This is a genomic window from Embleya sp. NPDC001921, assembly GCF_053594475.1.
On the sequence record NZ_JBSFEO010000006.1, the window covers coordinates 236,296 to 254,279 of the forward strand.

14 protein-coding genes are annotated in these 17,984 nt (G+C 71.0%); 7 read left to right on the forward strand and 7 right to left on the reverse strand.

What is annotated here, in order from left to right; all coding sequences use genetic code 11:
• Window positions 1-61 precede the first annotated feature (61 nt).
• The 3 genes from ACWCPW_RS09700 to wrbA form a co-directional block, all read right to left on the reverse strand.
• The gene (locus tag ACWCPW_RS09700) at window positions 62-658 is read right to left on the reverse strand and encodes a DUF7691 family protein (protein WP_449761019.1); all 597 of its coding nucleotides are present in this window, start codon (window positions 656-658) and stop codon (window positions 62-64) included.
• Between the two features lie 59 nt (window positions 659-717).
• The gene (locus ACWCPW_RS09705) at window positions 718-1,032 is read right to left on the reverse strand and encodes a DUF2795 domain-containing protein (RefSeq protein ID WP_449761020.1); all 315 of its coding nucleotides are present in this window, start codon (window positions 1,030-1,032) and stop codon (window positions 718-720) included.
• Between the two features lie 255 nt (window positions 1,033-1,287).
• A complete protein-coding gene (gene wrbA / locus ACWCPW_RS09710; protein WP_449761021.1) occupies window positions 1,288-1,896 on the reverse strand; it encodes an NAD(P)H:quinone oxidoreductase in 609 nt (202 codons plus the stop codon).
• A gap of 114 nt (window positions 1,897-2,010) precedes the next feature.
• On the opposite strand from wrbA, the gene ACWCPW_RS09715 reads away from it, so the two are divergent.
• A complete protein-coding gene (locus tag ACWCPW_RS09715) occupies window positions 2,011-2,634 on the forward strand; it encodes a TetR/AcrR family transcriptional regulator (RefSeq protein ID WP_449761022.1) in 624 nt (207 codons plus the stop codon).
• A 22-nt stretch (window positions 2,635-2,656) separates the two neighbouring features.
• Here ACWCPW_RS09715 and ACWCPW_RS09720 read toward each other — a convergent pair whose 3' ends face one another.
• Complete coding sequence (locus ACWCPW_RS09720) at window positions 2,657-3,433, reverse strand: SDR family oxidoreductase (protein ID WP_449761023.1); 777 nt, start codon at window positions 3,431-3,433, stop codon at window positions 2,657-2,659.
• 65 nt (window positions 3,434-3,498) lie between these two features.
• Window positions 3,499-4,410 (reverse strand): RNA polymerase sigma-70 factor, encoded by a 912-nt coding sequence (locus ACWCPW_RS09725; protein ID WP_449761024.1) that lies wholly within the window; start codon window positions 4,408-4,410, stop codon window positions 3,499-3,501.
• A gap of 328 nt (window positions 4,411-4,738) precedes the next feature.
• Between ACWCPW_RS09725 and ACWCPW_RS09730 the strand changes: the two genes are divergently transcribed.
• Entirely contained in the window at window positions 4,739-7,066 is a 2,328-nt protein-coding gene (locus ACWCPW_RS09730) for a HelD family protein (protein ID WP_449761025.1), read from the forward strand.
• Between the two features lie 238 nt (window positions 7,067-7,304).
• Here ACWCPW_RS09730 and ACWCPW_RS09735 read toward each other — a convergent pair whose 3' ends face one another.
• Window positions 7,305-10,244 carry an ATP-binding protein gene (locus tag ACWCPW_RS09735; protein ID WP_449761112.1) on the reverse strand — a complete coding sequence of 980 codons (2,940 nt, stop codon included), beginning with the start codon at window positions 10,242-10,244 and terminating at the stop codon, window positions 7,305-7,307.
• A 647-nt stretch (window positions 10,245-10,891) separates the two neighbouring features.
• On the opposite strand from ACWCPW_RS09735, the gene ACWCPW_RS09740 reads away from it, so the two are divergent.
• Together ACWCPW_RS09740 and ACWCPW_RS09745 are read left to right on the forward strand one after the other, a co-directional pair.
• On the forward strand, window positions 10,892-12,646 hold the full coding sequence (locus ACWCPW_RS09740; protein WP_449761026.1) for a type IV secretory system conjugative DNA transfer family protein: 1,755 nt from the start codon (window positions 10,892-10,894) through the stop codon (window positions 12,644-12,646).
• Between the two features lie 252 nt (window positions 12,647-12,898).
• Complete coding sequence (locus ACWCPW_RS09745) at window positions 12,899-14,401, forward strand: glycoside hydrolase family 6 protein (RefSeq protein WP_449761027.1); 1,503 nt, start codon at window positions 12,899-12,901, stop codon at window positions 14,399-14,401.
• A 123-nt stretch (window positions 14,402-14,524) separates the two neighbouring features.
• On the opposite strand, the gene ACWCPW_RS09750 is transcribed toward ACWCPW_RS09745, so the two are convergent.
• The gene (locus ACWCPW_RS09750) at window positions 14,525-15,430 is read right to left on the reverse strand and encodes a LysR family transcriptional regulator (protein WP_449761028.1); all 906 of its coding nucleotides are present in this window, start codon (window positions 15,428-15,430) and stop codon (window positions 14,525-14,527) included.
• 96 nt (window positions 15,431-15,526) lie between these two features.
• On the opposite strand from ACWCPW_RS09750, the gene ACWCPW_RS09755 reads away from it, so the two are divergent.
• Genes ACWCPW_RS09755 through ACWCPW_RS09765 form a run of 3 tightly spaced genes read left to right on the forward strand, consistent with a single transcriptional unit; the run spans window position 15,527 to window position 17,973 of the window.
• Window positions 15,527-16,381, forward strand: coding sequence for an alpha/beta fold hydrolase (locus ACWCPW_RS09755; protein WP_449761029.1), 855 nt, complete (start codon window positions 15,527-15,529; stop codon window positions 16,379-16,381).
• The gene (locus ACWCPW_RS09760) at window positions 16,378-17,190 is read left to right on the forward strand and encodes an LLM class flavin-dependent oxidoreductase (RefSeq protein ID WP_449761030.1); all 813 of its coding nucleotides are present in this window, start codon (window positions 16,378-16,380) and stop codon (window positions 17,188-17,190) included. The genes ACWCPW_RS09755 and ACWCPW_RS09760 overlap by 4 nt, the downstream gene beginning before the upstream one ends.
• Before the next feature lie 12 nt (window positions 17,191-17,202).
• Window positions 17,203-17,973 (forward strand): class I SAM-dependent methyltransferase, encoded by a 771-nt coding sequence (locus tag ACWCPW_RS09765; RefSeq protein ID WP_449761031.1) that lies wholly within the window; start codon window positions 17,203-17,205, stop codon window positions 17,971-17,973.
• The last annotated feature ends 11 nt before the right edge of the window (window positions 17,974-17,984 follow it).

Below are 17,984 nucleotides of genomic sequence, written 5' to 3' on the forward strand. Positions count from 1 at the left end.
CGGGCATCCCCCTCGGTCGAAGGAGACACCCACCCACCACCGGCGATCCCCGGAATCGGTCTCAGGACATGAACCCCAGGACGCCGCGGCCCTCGCTCGCCCGCGCCGCGTTCAGCCACTCCGCGCACTCCTCGATGGCCTCGCGCACTTCCCCGTCGAGGGCGGCCAGTTGCTCGCCGGTGGCGGCCCCGTACTGTTCCAGCGCCTTGGCGCAGTCCGCCGGCGACCAGACTCCGTGACCCGGAAGGTCGGTGTACGGGAGCGGCGAGGGAAGTCCGTAGCCGAACTCCGAGACCCGGACGGCGTCGACGCCGAGTGACGCGAGCCCTTCGTCGACGCGCTCGAGCCACCCGAATCGGAACGGCGAGAAGTTGTTGCTGTAGATCCGCCGCCCGTGGAAGGCGCAGATCATCCGGTACGCGTAGCCGTACTGGAACGCGTGCCCGTCCGCGAACGGCCCGCCGTCGACCACCGCGGTCAGCGCCTCGTACAGCGTGGGCGCGCCGGACTCGATCTCGCTCGAGAAGTAATCGTCGTCCCGGGCCATCTCCTGCTTGAAGCGACCACCGATGGCCCGGCGCACACGCACATCCCCCGACCCCACCACCGCACGCACGGTCTCGGGGTCTGCAATGAACAAAGACAGCGAAAGACTCATGCCGGCAAACCTATCCACCTCGCCCGACACGGCCCGGCCCGGCGTGCGGTCGCGTCTTCTCAGGTGTGGTGCTCCTCGGTGCCCAGGCCGAGAGCCCTGCACAGTTGTTGCACGCTTTCGTAGTCGAAGCCGTCCACCGGCAGCCCGGTGAGGAGGTCCACCAGGTGGTCGGGGGCCGACGTCCCGCGCAACCGTGCCAGGAGCGCCTCGCGATCGGCGGGGTAGATGTCCCGCCCCAGGTAGCGCGCCAAATCACTCCGTACCCGCACGTCGGTCGCGCTCATCCCGGATGGCGTTCCACCCACACCCGAGGCGCGCTCGACGAGATCCTCCGGCGCGGCGATGGAGACGTTGTCATGCTCGTGAGTGGTCATGTCATGACGCCTACCCGATTCACTTCGATCCGGAATCCCGTACGGCAAACCGGTGCATCCCGAAACCGCGCACGAGACGACCCCCCGGCCACCGCGTCCACCCGCCCCGGACCTCGACCCGGAACCCGGAACCCGGCATCGCGCTCCGGCCTCCGGACGAACCGGGTTGGGGCGTCCCGGATTTCGCCTCTCCCGCCCGCGCACGAGGCACGAGCGCACGAGCGCACGTGCACGAGGGCGAGGGCGAGGCGACGCCTACGCGGCCTGGCCGGCCAGGAGCTTTCCGGTCACGGTGGCCAGGCGCGCGCCCTGGTAGCGGGCGGCTTCGAGGATGTTGTCGCCGGGCTCGCCGGTCCCGGACGCGTGCGCGGTGCCGTACGGGTTGCCGTTGGCGCCGTACACGACCGGGTCGGTGTAGCCCGGCGACACGATCAGCGAACCCCAGTGGTGCAGGGTGTTGTACAGCGCCAACAGCGTCGACTCGTTGCCGCCGTGCAGGTTCGCCGCGCTGACGAAACCGGTGGCCGGCTTGTCGATGAACACGCCCTGCTGCCACAGCCCGCTGGTCGTGTCGATGAACTGCTTGAGCTGCGAGGAAATGTTGCCGAACCGCGTCGGCGAACCGAACGCGTAGGCGTCGGCCCACACCAGGTCGTCCAGTGTGGCGACCTCGACGTCCCGGGTGGCATCGACGTGCGCACGCCATGCCGGTACCGAGTCGACGACCTCGTCGGGCGCGAGTTCGGGCACCCGGCGCAGGCGCACCTCGGCACCGGCCTTCTCCGCGCCCTCCGCGACGGCTTGGGCGAGTCGGTGGACGTTGCCCGTGGACGAGTAGTAGACGACGGCGATCTTGGTGGTCATGGCGAAACCTCCGGCAGCGACTAATCGGATTGCTATCCGCTTCGGTGAGCAGTCAAGCGGATAGCAATCCGTTTGGCAAGAGGGAAACGGATGGCTATCCGTTAAGCTGCGGTCATGAGCCCATCGCCCCGCATCGACCTCCCGATGGCCGAACAACCTCCGCCGGAACGCGCCGACGCCGCCCGCAACCGCCGCCGGATCCTCGATGCCGCAGGCCGGATCGTCGCCGAGCAGGGTCCCGACGCGCTCACCATGAACGCGGTCGCGCATGCCACCGGGATGGGCGTCGGCACGGTCTACCGCCGGTTCGGCGACGTGGCGAGCCTGCTGTTCGCGCTCCTGGACGAGCGCGAACAGGCCTTCCAGGCCGCCTTCCTCTCCGGTCCGCCCCCGTTGGGTCCGGGTGCGCCCGCCGCCGATCGCCTGCGCGCGTTCCTGCACGCACTCGTCGATCGGGTCGAGGAGCAACACGCGATGCTGCTCGCGGCGGAGATCGCCGATCCGTGCGTGCGCTACACCAGCGCGCCCTACCGCGCGATGCGGATCCACACGGCGATGCTGATCGCCCGCCTGCGACCGGACGCCGATGCCACGACCGTCGCGGACTTCGTGCTCGGCCCGTGCGGGCCGAGCATGCTGCACCACCTGCGCACCGACCGAGGACTGACGCCCACGGAGATCAAGCGGGCACTCGACCAGACGCTGGAGCTGTACGGCCTCGACGCACGCCTCGACTGACGCCGCGCTCGACGCGTCCCGCTCAGCCGGCCACCCTCGCGGCGAGGTACTCCTCCCACGTCCTGACGCCCACCGCGTTCTCCCGCGTGACCAGCCCCCCGGCGCGCAGCCCGGCGCCCGCCTTGCCCGGGACCCGCACCGGCAGGACCCACCGCCGCTTGCCCACCGCCTTCAGCCAGGAACGTGCCAGGTCCGCCGCCTGGTAGACCCGCGGCCCGCCCATGTCCGCGACCCGCCCGGCCGGCGCGCCCTGCGCCAACTCCACCAGTCGGTCGGCCACTTCGCCCTGGTCGACGGGCTGGCACACGGTCTTCGACGGGACCGCGACGAAAGGCGTCTTGGCGGACATGCCGAACACCATGTGCAGCAACTCGGGGAACTGCGTCGCGCGCAGATTGCTCCACGGGATACCGGACTCGGCGAGCAGGCGCTCGCCCTCGATCTTGATCTTGTAGTAGGAGTACGGGATCCGGTCCACGCCGACGATCGAGATGTTCACGATGTGCCCGACTCCGGCCCGCTTCGCGGCGCCCAGCAGGTGCCGCCAGCCGGGAAGGTCATGCTTCGGCTTCCGCGTGTCCGACGCGCAGTGGATGATCGTCGCGACGCCCTCGAACGCCGCGTCGAGGCCCTCGCCGGTCTGCAGGTCCGCGGTCACCCAGGTGACCCCCGGGTCGTCGGGCAGCGCCACCCTGCGGGTCATCGCGCGCACCGGCAGCCCGGTGCGCCGGACCCGATCCAGCACTTCGCGCCCGAGCACACCGGTCGCACCCGTCACCAGGATCACGTTCTCGCTCATCGGTCCTCCTCGCTACGGGACGCCGCACCGCCGCGACGTCGCCTCGCCAGCAAGGAACCGGGCGGCTACGCGTTACGTGACAACTCTCGGCATTGTTCTTCGAGGAATTTCAGCTTCTCCGGGTTCCGGACGATCCGCACGCCCGCGATACCCCCCGCGCCGACCTCCGCCACCGCCGCCGTCGTGAGCGCCCCGCCCTCCCAGCCCAACACCGCGGCCTCGCCGTTGACCTCGGCGAAGCCGAACTCCATCCGGGACGAGAAGCGTTCCACCAGGCCCACCAGGAACCGGGCCACCTTGTCGCGCCCGGAGACCGGTCGCGTCGACGCGGAGACCTTGCCGCCCCCGTCGGACCAGGTCACGACGTCGTCCGCGAGGAGCGACTCCAGTTGTTCGAGCGCTCCCTCGGCCGCCGCCGTCAGGAAACGCGCCAGCAGATCGGACCGCACCTCCGCGGAAACCTCGAACCGCGGCCGCCCGGACACCAGATGTTGCCTGGCCCGCCGGTACGTCTGCCGGGAATTGGCCTCCGGCCAGTCCAGCACCTCGGCGATCTCCCGATGGCTGTACCCGAACGCGTCACGCAAGACCACGACCGCCCGCTCCGGCGGCGACAATCGCTCCAGCATCACGAGCATCGCCATCGACACCGCGTCCCGCTGCTCGGCGGTCTCCAACGGGCCGAGCGCCCCCGCGTCCGTCCGCACCGGCTCGGGCAACCACGGCCCGACGTACTCCTCGCGCCGCGCCCGCGCGGACGTCAGCCGGTTGAGGCACAGGTTCGTCAGCACCTTGGCCAACCACGCCCCCGGCAGCTCGATGTGTCCCCGATCGGCCGCGTGCCAGCGCAGGTACGCGTCCTGCACCGCGTCCTCGGCCTCGGCCGCCGACCCCAGCATCCGGTACGCGATCCCGAACAGCCGCCCCCGCTGCGCCTCGAATTCCGCGGTCGGGTCGGGGAACGCGTCGGTCGTCACGAAATCCACCGTACAAGCCCCGCACGACCCCGCTTGCCGCCGCCCCGACACGGGCGTCACGTGGCGGGCGAGGAAGCGGGAGCGGCGCCGGTGACGACGGCGCGCAGGGCTTCGATCACCCGGTCCGTCGGGAGGATCGGGTTGACGGTGACTACCCGCGCGAGTCGTTCGTCCTCGGCGTCTCCACGGCCACCGGACAACGAGAAAGGCCCCGGACGTCTTGACGTCCGGGGCCTTTATTCAAGGTATATTGGATGGTTCTGAATACCGGTGTTTTCACGGTATTCAGGAATCTCAATGAACGCATAATACCCGCCCGGGAGACGAATTGTCAAACGCCGAATTGCGACACGAGCAGGAATTCGTCGACGTGCTCTACGCGCGCCTCGCGGACCTGCGTGCCCAGGCGGAGGCCGCCGTGACGAGCGCGCTCGGGCGCGAGCACGACGGCACCCGGCAGGCACGCGTCGAGCGGGACATCGCGGTCTTCGAGCACTCGAGCCTGCGCGCGGCATTCGACGCCGGCGCCAACGGCCTGTGTTTCGGGCGATTGTTGTTCCGCGACGGCGCCGACCATCACATCGGACGCATCGGTATCCGCCGCGACGACACCGAACACACCCCTCTGGTCATCGACTGGCGCGCCGACGTCGCACGACCGTTCTATCTCGCCACCGGGCACACCCCGATGGGCCTGCGCCGCCGACGGCACATCACCACGTCCGGGAAGCGGGTGACCGCGCTGCACGACGAGATCCTCGACCTCACGGACGACACCCGCACCGGCTTCGAGGGCTCGGACGCCGACGCGGTCCTGCTCGCGTCGCTCGACGCCGCCCGCACCGGGCGCATGCACGACATCGTGCAGACCATCCAGGCCGAGCAGGACCGCATCATCCGTGCGCCGCACCGCGGCATCCTCGTGGTCGAGGGCGGCCCGGGCACCGGCAAGACGGTCGTCGCCCTGCACCGCGCGGCGTACCTGCTGTACGCGAACCGCGAGCACCTGACCCGCCGCGTGGTGCTCGTGGTCGGCCCCAACCCCGCCTTCCTCGGCTACATCGAGGACGTCCTGCCCTCGCTCGGCGAGACGGGCGTGCAGTTCGCCACGCCCGGCGAGTTGTTCCCGGGCGTCACCGCGACCGCCGTCGACACCCCCGCGGCGGCCGAGGTCAAGGGCCGGGCCGCGATGGCCGAGGTGCTCGCCCGCTTCGTGGCCGACCGACAGACGGTGCCCGAGACGCCGTTGGTGATCGGGCACGACGACGGCGAGCTGTTCCTCGACGCGGGAATCGCCCGGGCCGCCCGGAGCAGGGCGCGTGCGACGTTGTTGCCGCACAACCTCGCCCGCGCGGCGTTCGCGTCGCGCGTGATCGACGGCCTCACGGAGCAGTTGGTCGACCGGCTGGGCGCGGACCCGTTCGGCGGGCCGAACTTCCTCGGCTCGGAAGAGGTCGCGCAATTGGCGATGTCGGTCGCCGAGAGCCCGGCCGTGCAGGCGGCCGTCGACGAGCTGTGGCCGCGCCTGACCCCGCAGGGGTTGCTCGCGGACTACCTCGCCGAGCCGGTGTACCTGTCCGACGAGGACGCCGCGGCGATCCGGCGTCCGTCCGGGTACGACCCGGTCTTCGGGACCCGGACCGCCGACGAATGGACGGTGGGCGACGTGCCGTTGCTCGACGAGGCGGCCGAACTCCTGGGTGAGGACGACTCGTTGGCGCGCGCCGCGGCGGATGTCGAGCGCCGACGGCAGATCGCCTACGCGCAGGGTGTGCTCGACCTGTCGTACGGCTCGCGCACGCAGGAGTTCGAGGACCGCGACGACGAGGAGTCGGAGGTCCTGAGCGCGCACGACCTCGTGGACGCCGAGCGGCTCGCCGAACGCCAGGAGGAACTCGACCACCGCACCTCCGCCGAGCGCGCGGCCGCGGACCGCACCTGGGCCTACGGTCACATCGTGGTCGACGAGGCCCAGGAACTCTCGGCGATGACCTGGCGGTTGCTCATGCGGCGCAGCCCCACCCGGTCGATGACCCTGGTCGGCGACCCCGCGCAGACCTCGGAGCCGGCCGGGTGCGGATCCTGGGAGCGCATCCTGGTGCCGTACGTCGAAGGCCGCTGGGAGCGGGTCCGGCTGGGCGTGAACTACCGTACGCCGACCGAGATCATGCAGGTCGCGGCCGACGTCATGCGTGCCGCCGACCCGGGCTTCGAACCGCCGAGGTCGGTGCGTTCGACCGGCGTGAAGCCGTGGTCGCACCACACCGCGGACCTGCCGGGCGCCGTGGCGTGGGCCGTCGCGCACGAGGGGGCGGGCCCGGAGTCGGGCCCGGGGGACGGGACCGCCGGCCGCGATCCACAGGCTCCGGCCGAGGGGCGCCTCGCGGTGATCGCGCCGCGCGAGCTGATCGACGCGGTGGCGGCGGCGCTCCCGCACGCCGAACGAGGCGTCGAGCCGGACCTCACCCGGCCTTTGGTACTGCTCGACCCCAAGCAGGCCAAGGGCCTGGAGTTCGACGCGGTGATCGTCGTGGAGCCGGCCGCGTTCGCCCTGGCCGACCTGTATGTGGCGCTGACCCGCGCGACCCAGCGGCTCGGCGTCGTGCACACCCGCGACCTCCCGCCGGGGCTCGCCGGTCTCACCCAGGCGGGGTGACCGGCGCGGCCCGGGCGAGGTGACCGCAGCGCGGGCGAGGCCGGTCCCGCCCGCGCGCGTCCCGCGTCCTCCCCGGCCCGCTTGCCGCCCGCGCGGTCGCGGGCCGCCGGCGGACGCGGGATCCGCGCCGACCACCACACCATCCGCTCCCCGAGGCCGCCGACGTCAGGGCGGATCATCCGGACGCGCGCCGCGGACGTGCGCCGCCGGCGCCGCGGACATCGCCTCGGTGCCCGCGTCAGGCGCCGGCCTTGAAGCGTTCCGCCAATTTCGTCGTGGTCCAGTTCAGGAACCTCGCGCGTTCGGGTGTGTCCGCGCACGCGATGCGGAAGGCCCGTTTGATGGCCTCGGCATTGACCGCCCCCGCGACGGTGGCGACCGCTTCGTGCAGTCCGCTCCGGAACGGGTCGCCGTACCGGACCAGGTTCGAACCCGACCAGTAGAAGGGCTTCTGCCACAGCTCCTGCAACTGGCCGGCGGGCGTCGCGCTGGTCAGTCGCAGGCCCCGGCGTGCCCACTCGGCGCTGTCGGGGTGTTGCCACGGTGTGCTCGGATCGGCCTCCTTCGCCGCTTGCAGCGCGTCCTTGATGTCCTGCCAGCGGAAGGTGCCGAAGGTGAGCGCTCGCGGATCGACGGCCTGCGGTTCGGGACCGCGGTCGCTGCGGTGGGCGAGCACCGCCACGAGCCGACCGGCGAAGTCGTCGGGGTCGATCTCGCCCGACATGACTTCCACCCGTGCGGCCGTCGCGCGTTCGGCCGCGTACACCAGAGTGCAGTGCAGCTCGCGGTCGTCCAGTTCGCGAAGGCGCCGAAGGAGGGGTTCGCCGGGCCGCAACGCATCCCCCATGGCCACGATCACGGCCGCGTTGGCCTCCGTCCACAGGACCAGTTCGGGATCACCGGCGGTGTTGGCGCAGCGGCTCATGACGCCCAGCGTGCACGGCTGTTCGGCGCAGGCGGTGCCGCACAGTACGCTGCGGCGGCCGCGCAGCGGTGGGTCGGTGGCGACTCCTTCCTCGCTCTCGGATCCCTCCCCGTAGGGCATCGCGACGAGGACGGGCACGTCCATACCGTCGGTGGCCACCGCCGCGTGTCCCGGAGGCAGCGCCACCACCCGTTCGTGCTGGGTGCCTTGCAGGTTCACCGCGTCGCCCACCATCGCGCGGTCGTCGGCGGCCGGGAGCCGATGGATGATCTTCAACGCGCTGTTCTTCACCACGTCGGACAGGATCTTGTTCGGGATCTGTTCGACGATCACGACGCCTTCGCCATAGGCGCGGATCTCGGCGAGCAGACCGGCGAACAGTTCCGCGGCCGCGAGGGAGATCCGGCTGCCGCCCGCCCGGAGCAGGCGGTGGGCCTCTTCGACGACGGTGACATGACGCAGTCGGCCGGGCACGGCGGAATCGGTCCGCACCCGCAGGTACTCGACGATGCGGATCAGCACCGTGCCGATGACGAAGGCCTTGTCCTGGTCGTTGGAGATGTTCTCGAGTTGGAGCACGACGTTGCCCTCGAGCAGCGCGGCGATGTCGAGCGGGTGTCCACCCTGGAAGAAGCGTCCGCACGCGCCTTCGCGAAGGCTGGAGATACGGACGTCCACAAAACCTTGGACATTGCTGGTGATCTCGGGCCCGTAGCCGATCGTCCGCACCACGTCTATCGCCGCCGTGCGGAGTTCGTCGAGCGTGGGATAGCGCGCGGCACGCGGGACGTCGGGATCATCCACCAGGAACTTGGGCTTGTACGGCGGGCGTTGCACCCCGCTCACCACGTCCCAGCCGGTGTCGCGATAGCACTTGCTCATGGCCCTGGCCAGCACCTGCGGCAACGGCTCATGCGCGTCGAATGCCGCCAGGAAGAGTGCCCGTGCCAGATCCATGTGGCTCTGCAGGGGAAACCCGGGTTCGGGCTCCAGCGGATTCAGTCCGGCCGGGGCCGTGTCGGGGTCGCCGGGACGGATGACGGTCACCCGGTGCTCGGGGCCGAGTCGGCCGGCCATCCGGGCGTACTCCGCCTTGACCGGCTCGATCACCAGCCACGGCACGGGCCGGGGGTGCCTGGACAGTTCGCCCAGGAGCGAGCGTACGGTCTGGGACTTCCCCGAACCCGTCGCCCCGCAGACGAACGCGTGCCTGTTGAGCGTCGACCGCGCGACCCGCATGGGTCCCATCGGGGTCTGCGTCTCGTCGAGCGCGTCACCGATCAGGAACGCGTCGTCGTCCAGCTCCGGGTAGGTGAGACCGAAGGTGTTGGGCGGGAACATGTGCAGTCCCGCCGTCTCCAGGACCGGCGGTCGCGCGAGCGCCCCCAGGAACTCCGTCGTGGTGGTGAACGGCCAGGTGCCACCGCTCACCGGGTCGGGCAGGCGATCCTCCGGCGCCGCCCAGCTCCCGGCGAGGTCGCTCACACCGCGCGTCGGTGTGAGCAGGAACGGTTGGTCGGTCACATCGGCGGCACCGCACAACAGTCCGGCGGCGGCATGTGCCGTCTCCGGGTCCGCGGCTCCGACCAGGATCCGCACCTCCCACATGCCGGTCGCCCGCGCCCGGGCCAACGCGCGGCGCCGCTCGGCCTCGCGCTCCATGACCGCGTTGTCGGTCCGGGTGAGCGTCACGAACAGATCGGCCGGGTCGGGGCCCGCCCAGTCCAGCACCTCTCGGGGCACGGGTTCGGCGATCACCAGCCACGCGAACGGCGCGTCGATGTACGTGGCGGCGGTGTCCAGGATCGGCCTCGGCCCGCCCACCGGCCGAACGATCGGGGAGGTCCGGGTCCACAACGCGTCGGGCGCCCCGACGCACCGCACCCAGTACGGCAGCGCGTCGAGCATGTCGGCGACGTCCCGCTCGGGGAGCGCCATGACGCGCGCCCCGCGCGGGTACGCGACCCTGCCGTGCGCACCGACCGGCACGGCGGCGCCGGCGGGCGGAAAGTACGGTCTGCCGCCCATCAGGAACCGCAGCGGTCCGCCCGACGTAGGGCGTACCCACGCGACGGACAGGGCGGGCGGTGGGCCGACGAGCCGGGTGGCCAGCCTCGCGTGCGCCGCGGTCAACGCCGCGAAGGTGGCCGCCTGCGCGTGCCGCGCCTCGCCCGAACCGATCGCACCGGGATCCGGTTTCGTCGTCGTCCTCGGCAGGGCGAGCAGTTGATGGAACCGAAACCCGTGGTACACGCTTTCCAAGCGTCGACTCTCCTCGCGTCCGCGCATGCCAAGGTTCCCGGGCGCGGACCGGACGCCCTGGCAGGTCTCCTGTATCCCCTCATACAAGAGCACCGGCGGCGGCCGAAGCTATCCGTTTGGCGCGGCACCCGCGACACCTTCGGACGCGTCGACGAGGGCCCGCGCGACCGCGGAGCACGCGACCGGTCGGGTGCGCATCGGTTCGTCCCCTCGAGGATTTTCGACGACCCCGGGATCGAAATCGCCCGGGGCCGCATCGTGCGCGTCGTGCCAACCACCGATGGACCCTGCGACTCGAATGTGACAACGCCTTCTCCCGGACGATCCGGTGCGCGGTACACCGGCGATGTCCCGGCAACCCCAGGGGTGTTCATCTTCGGGACGGAATCCGGCGTGAGGAGTTTGCCCGTCGGCGGGCGTCGCGGTGCCGAGCGTTCACCTGGTGCCGGCACGGTCGATCAAGCCAAGCGTCGAGATCCGATCATCCGGTCACGACCCAGCGTTGGGGCCGCCTGTCCACGGGTTGCCCGGACATGCGAAAGGGCTTTACGCGTGTGGGGTTTGCCTCCATCGACGGTTACCCAGCGAGCTTCCTCCCCGACGAGGCAGCCCTCCGAGCCGCCGGTGGCGGGTAACCGATGAGCTCCCTGCAGAAGCGCAGAGGCCCCAACGTCGAACTCGAGGCACTGGTCTTCCTGTTCGGCATCATCGCGGTGGTGGTCCTGCACGGGATGATGTGGCTCGCGGCGTCCTGGGGCGGAGGACCGACGGAGCAGCCCGGGTCCAACCCGCTGGTCCTGGGCGTGCGGCTGATGATCGGCGACTACCGCTGGCCGGGTACCGCAGCAACCGTGCTGCTCAGCCTGCAGATTGCCGTGCTGCTGTTCGTCGCGGTGGTCGGGTGGCGGGTGTTCGCCCGGCTTCGGGGCGAGCGCGAACGCATCGACCGAGCCAATCGCCATCTGGCCTCGTCCAGGGAACTGCAGGCGTCCACGACCGCGGGCGTGACCCGTACCGCGGCGAAACTCGGGGTGCCGCAAGGCACGACACCGGGCGTGTTCATCGGCCGGGCCATTCGCGGCGACCAGGAACTCTGGGGTTCCTGGGAGGACATGCACGTCGACATCTGGGGTCCTCGTACCGGCAAGACGGCGACGCGGGCCATTCCGAACATCGTCGCGGCGCCGGGTGCGGTGGTGGTGACGTCGAACAAGCGTGACGTGGTGGACGCCACCCGGGCCATCCGCGAGGACAAGGGCACCGTCTACATCTTCGACCCGCAGAACCAGGCCGGCGGCAAGCCGGTGTTCTGGTGGAACCCGCTGACCTACGTCGGCGACAGCATCGTCAGCGCGGTCAAGCTCGCCGGCCGGTTCGTGTCGGTCAATCGCCAGAGCCACGCCCGAAGCGACGCGTACTTCGAGCCCGCGGCCCAGGATCTGTTCGCCAACCTGCTGCTTGCGGCGTCGATCGACAAGCGTCCGATCACGCAGGTCTACGTGTGGCTGACCCGTCCCACCGACGACACTCCCGTGCGCATCCTGCGCGACGCCGGTCATCGGATGCCGGCCGAGTCGGTCGAGTCGGTGATCGGTCAGCCGGACCGGCAGCGCGCGGGTGTCTACGGCACGGCGATCCAGATGGCCTCGTTCCTGGTGGCCGACAACATCAACGAGTGGGTCACCCCGGGAAGCGATCCCTCACGACCCGAATTCGACCACAAGGCGTTCGTACGCTCTCCTTCGGACACGCTCTATCTGCTGTCGGAGGAGACGAACAAGATCGCGGCTCCGCTGGTGATGGCGTTGACCACGATCCTGGCCGAGGAGGCGGACAAGTACTCCCGGGTGCTGCCCAACGGACGGCTGCCCACTCCGGCGCTGTTCGTCCTGGACGAGGCCGCGAACGTGTGTCCCTGGAAGGCGCTTCCGGACAAGTTCACGCACTTCGGCTCGCGCGGCGTGATCGTGATGGTGATCCTCCAGTCCTGGGCCCAGGGCGTCTCGGTGTGGGGCGAGAACGGCATGTCGAAGCTGTGGGGTGCGGCGAACATCCGCGTGTACGGCGGCGGCGTCTCCGACGTCTCGTTTCTGGAGAAACTCGCCAAATCCGGCGGCAACTTCGAGCCGCGAACCACCAGCACCAGCCACAAGTTCGGCGACCACCGGGGAATCAGCCGATCCTCCCGGTCGGAGGCGGTACTCGACGCCGCGGATCTGATGTCGATGCCGCGCGGCCGGGCCTTCGTGCAGATCAGCGGTTCGCGCCCGACGCTGGTGCGCACGGTTCCGTGGTGGGAGACGGAGTACGCCGACCGGATCCGCGAGTCGATCGCCATGCACGACCCCTCCCACGTCCTCTCCGCCGGAGTCGGCCTGGCGAAGGCGCGGTGAGTCCCCCGCACCGCGCGACGCGATCGTGGCGTTCCTCGCCCTGTCCCGCAACGCTCGTGCGCCTCGGACCGGTTGCGAGCGGGGCGGCCGCCGACTCCCACCTCGGGAACTCCGCGCGGGTTCGTCGATTCGCGTTCGGTGGATAGCGGTGCCGTGGACCCGGCCCTAGCATGCGCGGCAAGCCAACCGTTCGCTCGGGCTCACGGAGGACACATGCATGGTCGGCGTGCTGCGCTCGCAACGATGGTGGCGGTGACCTGTGTTGTGGGCCTGCCGGGCGTCGGGCAGGCCACGCCCGCGGCCGGCGGGAAGGACCTCGTCACCAACGGGGCCTTCGAACCGAACCCCGCCTACTGGTGGACCACCGGTGCGACCACGGCCAAGACCGTGGACGGGCGGGCGCGGGTCACGGTTCCCGATCACACCCGCGCGCCCTGGGATTCGATGCTCGGGCAAGGTGGTCTGCGGCTGACGAATCTGGCCGTGTACACGCTTTCCTTCGACGCCTCGGCGACCACATCCGCCAAGGTTCGGGTCACCGTGCAATCGCATCTCCCGCCCTACAGGACCGTCTTGGATCGCACCGTCACGTTCAGCGAGAAGACCGGCGGGCACACGCTGCGCTTCCTGGCCATGCCCGGCATCGACGCCACCCAGGTCACCTTCCAACTCGGGGGCCGGGCAAAGGGGTTCGAGGCGACCTTGGACAACGTGTCGCTGGCGGCCACCGGTTCGCAGGTCCCCGGTGCACCCGCGAGGCCCTCGGTCTCCTCCCGCCCCGGCGCGAAGCCGACCGGCACCCCCGGCGCCCGTCCGTCCTCCGCTCCCCCGCCGGCCGGTCCGACCGCGTCCTCGCCCACCGCCACGGTCCCCCCGGCGAGTTCGGGCGAGAAGTTCTACACCGACCCGACGAACAACGCGGCGGCGTGGGTACGCGAGCACGGATCCGACCCGCGTGCGGCCAAAATTCGCACCGCGATCGCCACGCAGGCCGGTGCCCGCTGGTTCGGCGCCTGGAGCGGGGACATCGGCAAGGCGGTGCGGTCGTACGTCGATGCCGCCACCGCCACCCGGAGCACGCCGATCCTGGTGCCCTACAACATCCCGGATCGGGACTGCGGCGGCGCGTCCGGCGGCGGCGCCGCCGGTCCGGACGCCTACCGCCGTTGGATCTCCGACTTCGCGGGCGCGGTCGGCGACCGCTCGGCGATCGTGGTGATCGAGCCCGACGCCGTTGCCAACGTCGACTGCATGTCGGCGCAGGGACGGGACGCCCGCTTCGCCCTGTTGCGCTACGCCACCGAGCAGTTCAAGGCCAAGGCGCCCAACGCCAAGGTCTACCTCGACGGCGGCAACGCGGGTTGGATCGCGCCCACCACGATGGCCTCGCGGCTGGCCCAGGCCGGAGTGGCCAATGTGCGCGGATTCGCGGTCAACGTCTCGAACTACAAGACCACCGCGGACTCGGCCGGCTACGCCGAGAAGGTCCGCGCCGCGCTGCCGAACGGCGGCGCACGAACCGCCAAGTACCTGATCGACACCAGCCGCAACGGCAACGGCGGCGCCGACGGCGCGTGGTGCAACCCGGCCGGCGGCAAGCTCGGCAAGCCGTCCCGAGCGGGGACCGGCGGTGCCGAGTACGAGCTGTGGATCAAGGTGCCGGGTGACTCCGACGGCCCGTGCGGTATCGCGCCGGGCGTCGCGGCCGGAACCTTCGACCCGAACCTCGCCACCCGCCTGATCGACGGCACCTGACCGCCCCGCCCGCGCCCGGTCGGGTCGGGTCGGGTCGAGGTACGGCGGGGCGCGTCGTCTGTGCAGTCGACGCCCCCGCCGCAGGCGCCGGGGTCGAGCAGCTCGGCCGAATGTTGCCGGGCTTCAGGCGGTGGCCGGTGGCGGCGCGAGGTCGCCGGCGACCTCCACGGCGATCTCGATGGCCCTGGTGGCGAGGGGCGAGTGGGTCCGTCCGGCCCGGCAGTGCAGGTAGATCTCGCGCGGCGGCAGCGAAGGCCGCAGTTCGTGGATGCGGAGCCGGTCGTCGGACGCGATGTCGGCACCGCGGATGGCGAGCCAGGGAAGTACCGCCGACCCCATGCCGGCGCGCACCATCGACAGCAGGGTGTCGTTGACCGCGGTGCGGAAAACGATCTGCGGACGGGCGCCGCTCCGGGCGAGCGCCTGCTCCATTCGGGGCTGGTCGCAGGTCGGCGGCCAGGCCAACAGCGGAGCGCCGTCCAGCAGCGCCGGCGGGACCGGACCGTCGGGGAAGGTGCCGGCGCGTGCCACCAGCAGGTACGGATCGTCCAGCAGCTTGAGCTGCTCGACGTCGCCGTCGATGCGGCCGTCGTAGAACAGCAGGTCGAGGTCACCGAGCCGCGGCTGGTCCGGCTCGTCTTCGGACAATCGGATGTCGCAGCCGGGGTACTCGTCGCGCAGCCTGCGTACGACCGACGGCAGGATCACGTTGGACACGCTCTGGAACGTGCCGATGTCGATGCGGCCTTCTCCGGCCTTGAATCGGTCCACGGCGTGGGCCAATGCCGCGCACTTCGCCAGCAGTTCGCGACCGTGGTCGAGGACCACCGAGCCCAGCGGCGTGAGCCGGACCGGCTTCGGGCCGCCCGGCCGGTCGAACACCAGGCCGCCGACGGCCCGTTCCAACGCGGCGATCTGTTGGCTCACCGTCGACTGGGTGTACCCGAGGCGGGTCGCGGCCCGGCCGAACGAGCCCTCCTCGGCGACGGCGGACAACGCCGCCAAGTGGCGCAGTTCGACATCGGTCATGTGCTCCAACCTAACGACGATCATTGCGATAAGCGATTGAACCGATCGGAAATCATCGCTTTTCGCGATCGAGCCACGGGCTCTAACGTTCCGGACATGACCCCTCAGCAATCACACGGGGAGCAACTCCTCGAGATCAACGGTGCCGAACTGTGCGTCGAGACCTTCGGAGACCGCACGGCCCCGGCCGTCGTGCTGGTCGCCGGGTCGTCGGCCTCGATGTTGTGGTGGGACGCCGATCTGTGCGAACGGATCGCCGCCCGTGACCGGTTCGTGGTCCGGTACGACCATCGCGACACCGGCCGGTCGACCGCCTACCCGCCGGGACGGCCCGCGTACTCGTTCACCGACCTGGCCTTGGACGTGCTCGGGCTCTTGGACGCCTTGGGCATCGAACGCGCCCATGTGGTCTGTCAATCGATGTTCGGCGGGATCGCACTCATCCTCGGTGTGGACCATCCCGATCGGCTCGCGTCGCTGACGTTCCTCTCGTGCTCGACCGGGGCCGACGACCTGCCGCCGCCGTCGAGTGACCTGGCCATGCCGGCCGAGCCGGATTCCTCCGACCCCGCCGCGCTCGTCGAGTACGTGGTCGCCGCCGCGCGGGCGTACGCCGGCGGCTCGCCGTACTTCGACGAGGACGCCATTCGAGCGTTGGTCGAACACGATGTGGCGCGTGCCAGGAGCTACGCGTCGACTCTGGTCAACCACTACGCCATCGAGCTCGACGGGCCGGTCGGAGGCGGCTTCGGCGACATCGCGGTGCCTGCGCTCGTGGTCCACGGCGACCACGATCCACTCCTGCCGCTCGCGCACGGCGAGGCGCTGCGCGAGGCGATCCCCGGTGCCGAGCTGCTGGCCCTGAAGGGGGCCGGACACGACCTGCCGAGGCCGGTGTGGGACGCATTCGTGACGGCCCTGGTGCGGCACACGGAAGGTGGCCGATCGTGAACCGGCCGCGCTCGGCACTGTGGCTGCCGCTCTTCGACGACCTCGCCGACCCGCGGGTGGTGGCGGGCCTGGCCGCCGACGCGGAGGAGGCCGGGTGGGACGGCTGCTTCGTGTGGGATCACCTGCACTGGCGGGCGCCGGTACGCCGGGTCGCCGACCCGTGGATCGTACTTGCGGCGATCGCGACCGCGACCGAGCGGCTGCGGCTCGGCCCGATGGTCTCGCCGCTTGCCCGTCGACGGCCGGCCAAGCTCGCGCGGGAGACGGCGACGCTGGATCGGCTCAGCGATGGACGTCTGACTCTCGGCGTCGGTCTCGGCGGCGACCGGTTCGGCGGCGAGCTGTCCAAGACCGGCGAGCAACTCGACGACCGGGTGCGCGGGCGCATGCTCGACGAGTCCTTGGCGATCCTGGCCGCCGCCTGGTCCGGCGAGCCGGTGCGCCATCGCGGCGAGCACTACACCGTCGACGACATGGCGTTCCTGCCGCGGCCGGTCCAGCGGCCCGGTGTGCCGGTGTGGGCCGCCGCGTTCCCGGGCAGCCCCAAGCCGATCCGCCGGGCCGCGCGACTCGACGGCTTCTTCCCGGTCAACCTCGAGCACCCGGACCAACTCGCCGAGGCCGTCGGCACCCTCACCGAACTGCGCCATGGTGAGATGGCCTCGTACGACATCGCCATCGCGCTGCCGCCCGGTGTCGATCCCGAGCCGTACGCGCGGGCCGGCGCGACGTGGTGGTTCCCGGAGCTCGACCCGGGTGTACGGCTCGACACCGTGCGCGGCGTGGTTCGCGACGGCCCCGCGGCGTGAGAGGCGATCGTCATGTTCGACTACGACTCGGAACTCGCTCGGTACCACGAACGGCTGTGGAACGCCCTCGACATCCAACCCGGCGATCGTGTCCTCGATATCGGCTGCGGCACCGGGCAGACCACTCGGCGCGCCGCCCGAGCCGCTTCGCCGGGTAGCGCGCTCGGCATCGACGTCTCGGCCCCGATGCTGGCGCGGGCTCGCCTGCGGGCCGAGACGGAAGGGCTCGGCAATGTCGGCTTCGTCCGGGCGGACGCCCAGGCCCATGCCTTCGCGCCGGAGCAATTCACCGTGGGCATCAGCCGGTTCGGCACGATGTTCTTCTCCGACACCGTCGCCGCGTTCGCCAACATCGGGCGGGCCCTGCGGCCGGGTGCGCCCTTCGTACAGCTGGTCTGGCAGGCCCGCGACCGCCAGGAGTGGGCCACCGCGATCCGGGCGGCGCTCGCCGGCGGGGAGACGGTGTCGACCGCGGCCGGCGAAGCCGACGCCGCTTTCGCACTGGCCGATCCGGACCTCGCGGTCGGCGTCCTGACCGCGGCCGGTTTCACCTCGGTGGACGTCGTCGACGTCCGCGAGCCCGTCTACTACGGCCCGGACGTCGATCACGCGTGTGCGGCCGTGCTCGGGTTGCTCCTGGCTCGGGACCCGCTCGCCGACCTGGACGCCGCGTCCGCGGAGCGCGCACTCGATCGGCTGCGCGCGACCCTCGCCGCGCACGACACCGGCGACGGCGTGTGGTTCGACTCCCGAGCCTGGTTGATCACCGCGCGCCGGCGTTGACACCCGGCACG

What these genes read in the sequence shown, in the direction of transcription:
- ACWCPW_RS09740 (WP_449761026.1), top strand. Translation starts at nt 10,892, where the DNA reads ATGAGCTCCCTGCAGAAGCGCAGAGGCCCCAACGTCGAACTCGAGGCA.
- ACWCPW_RS09700 (WP_449761019.1), bottom strand. Translation starts at nt 658, where the DNA reads ATGAGTCTTTCGCTGTCTTTGTTCATTGCAGACCCCGAGACCGTGCGT.
- ACWCPW_RS09765 (WP_449761031.1), top strand. Translation starts at nt 17,203, where the DNA reads ATGTTCGACTACGACTCGGAACTCGCTCGGTACCACGAACGGCTGTGG.
- ACWCPW_RS09705 (WP_449761020.1), bottom strand. Translation starts at nt 1,032, where the DNA reads ATGACCACTCACGAGCATGACAACGTCTCCATCGCCGCGCCGGAGGAT.
- wrbA (WP_449761021.1), bottom strand. Translation starts at nt 1,896, where the DNA reads ATGACCACCAAGATCGCCGTCGTCTACTACTCGTCCACGGGCAACGTC.
- ACWCPW_RS09720 (WP_449761023.1), bottom strand. Translation starts at nt 3,433, where the DNA reads ATGAGCGAGAACGTGATCCTGGTGACGGGTGCGACCGGTGTGCTCGGG.
- ACWCPW_RS09715 (WP_449761022.1), top strand. Translation starts at nt 2,011, where the DNA reads ATGAGCCCATCGCCCCGCATCGACCTCCCGATGGCCGAACAACCTCCG.
- ACWCPW_RS09755 (WP_449761029.1), top strand. Translation starts at nt 15,527, where the DNA reads ATGACCCCTCAGCAATCACACGGGGAGCAACTCCTCGAGATCAACGGT.
- ACWCPW_RS09750 (WP_449761028.1), bottom strand. Translation starts at nt 15,430, where the DNA reads ATGACCGATGTCGAACTGCGCCACTTGGCGGCGTTGTCCGCCGTCGCC.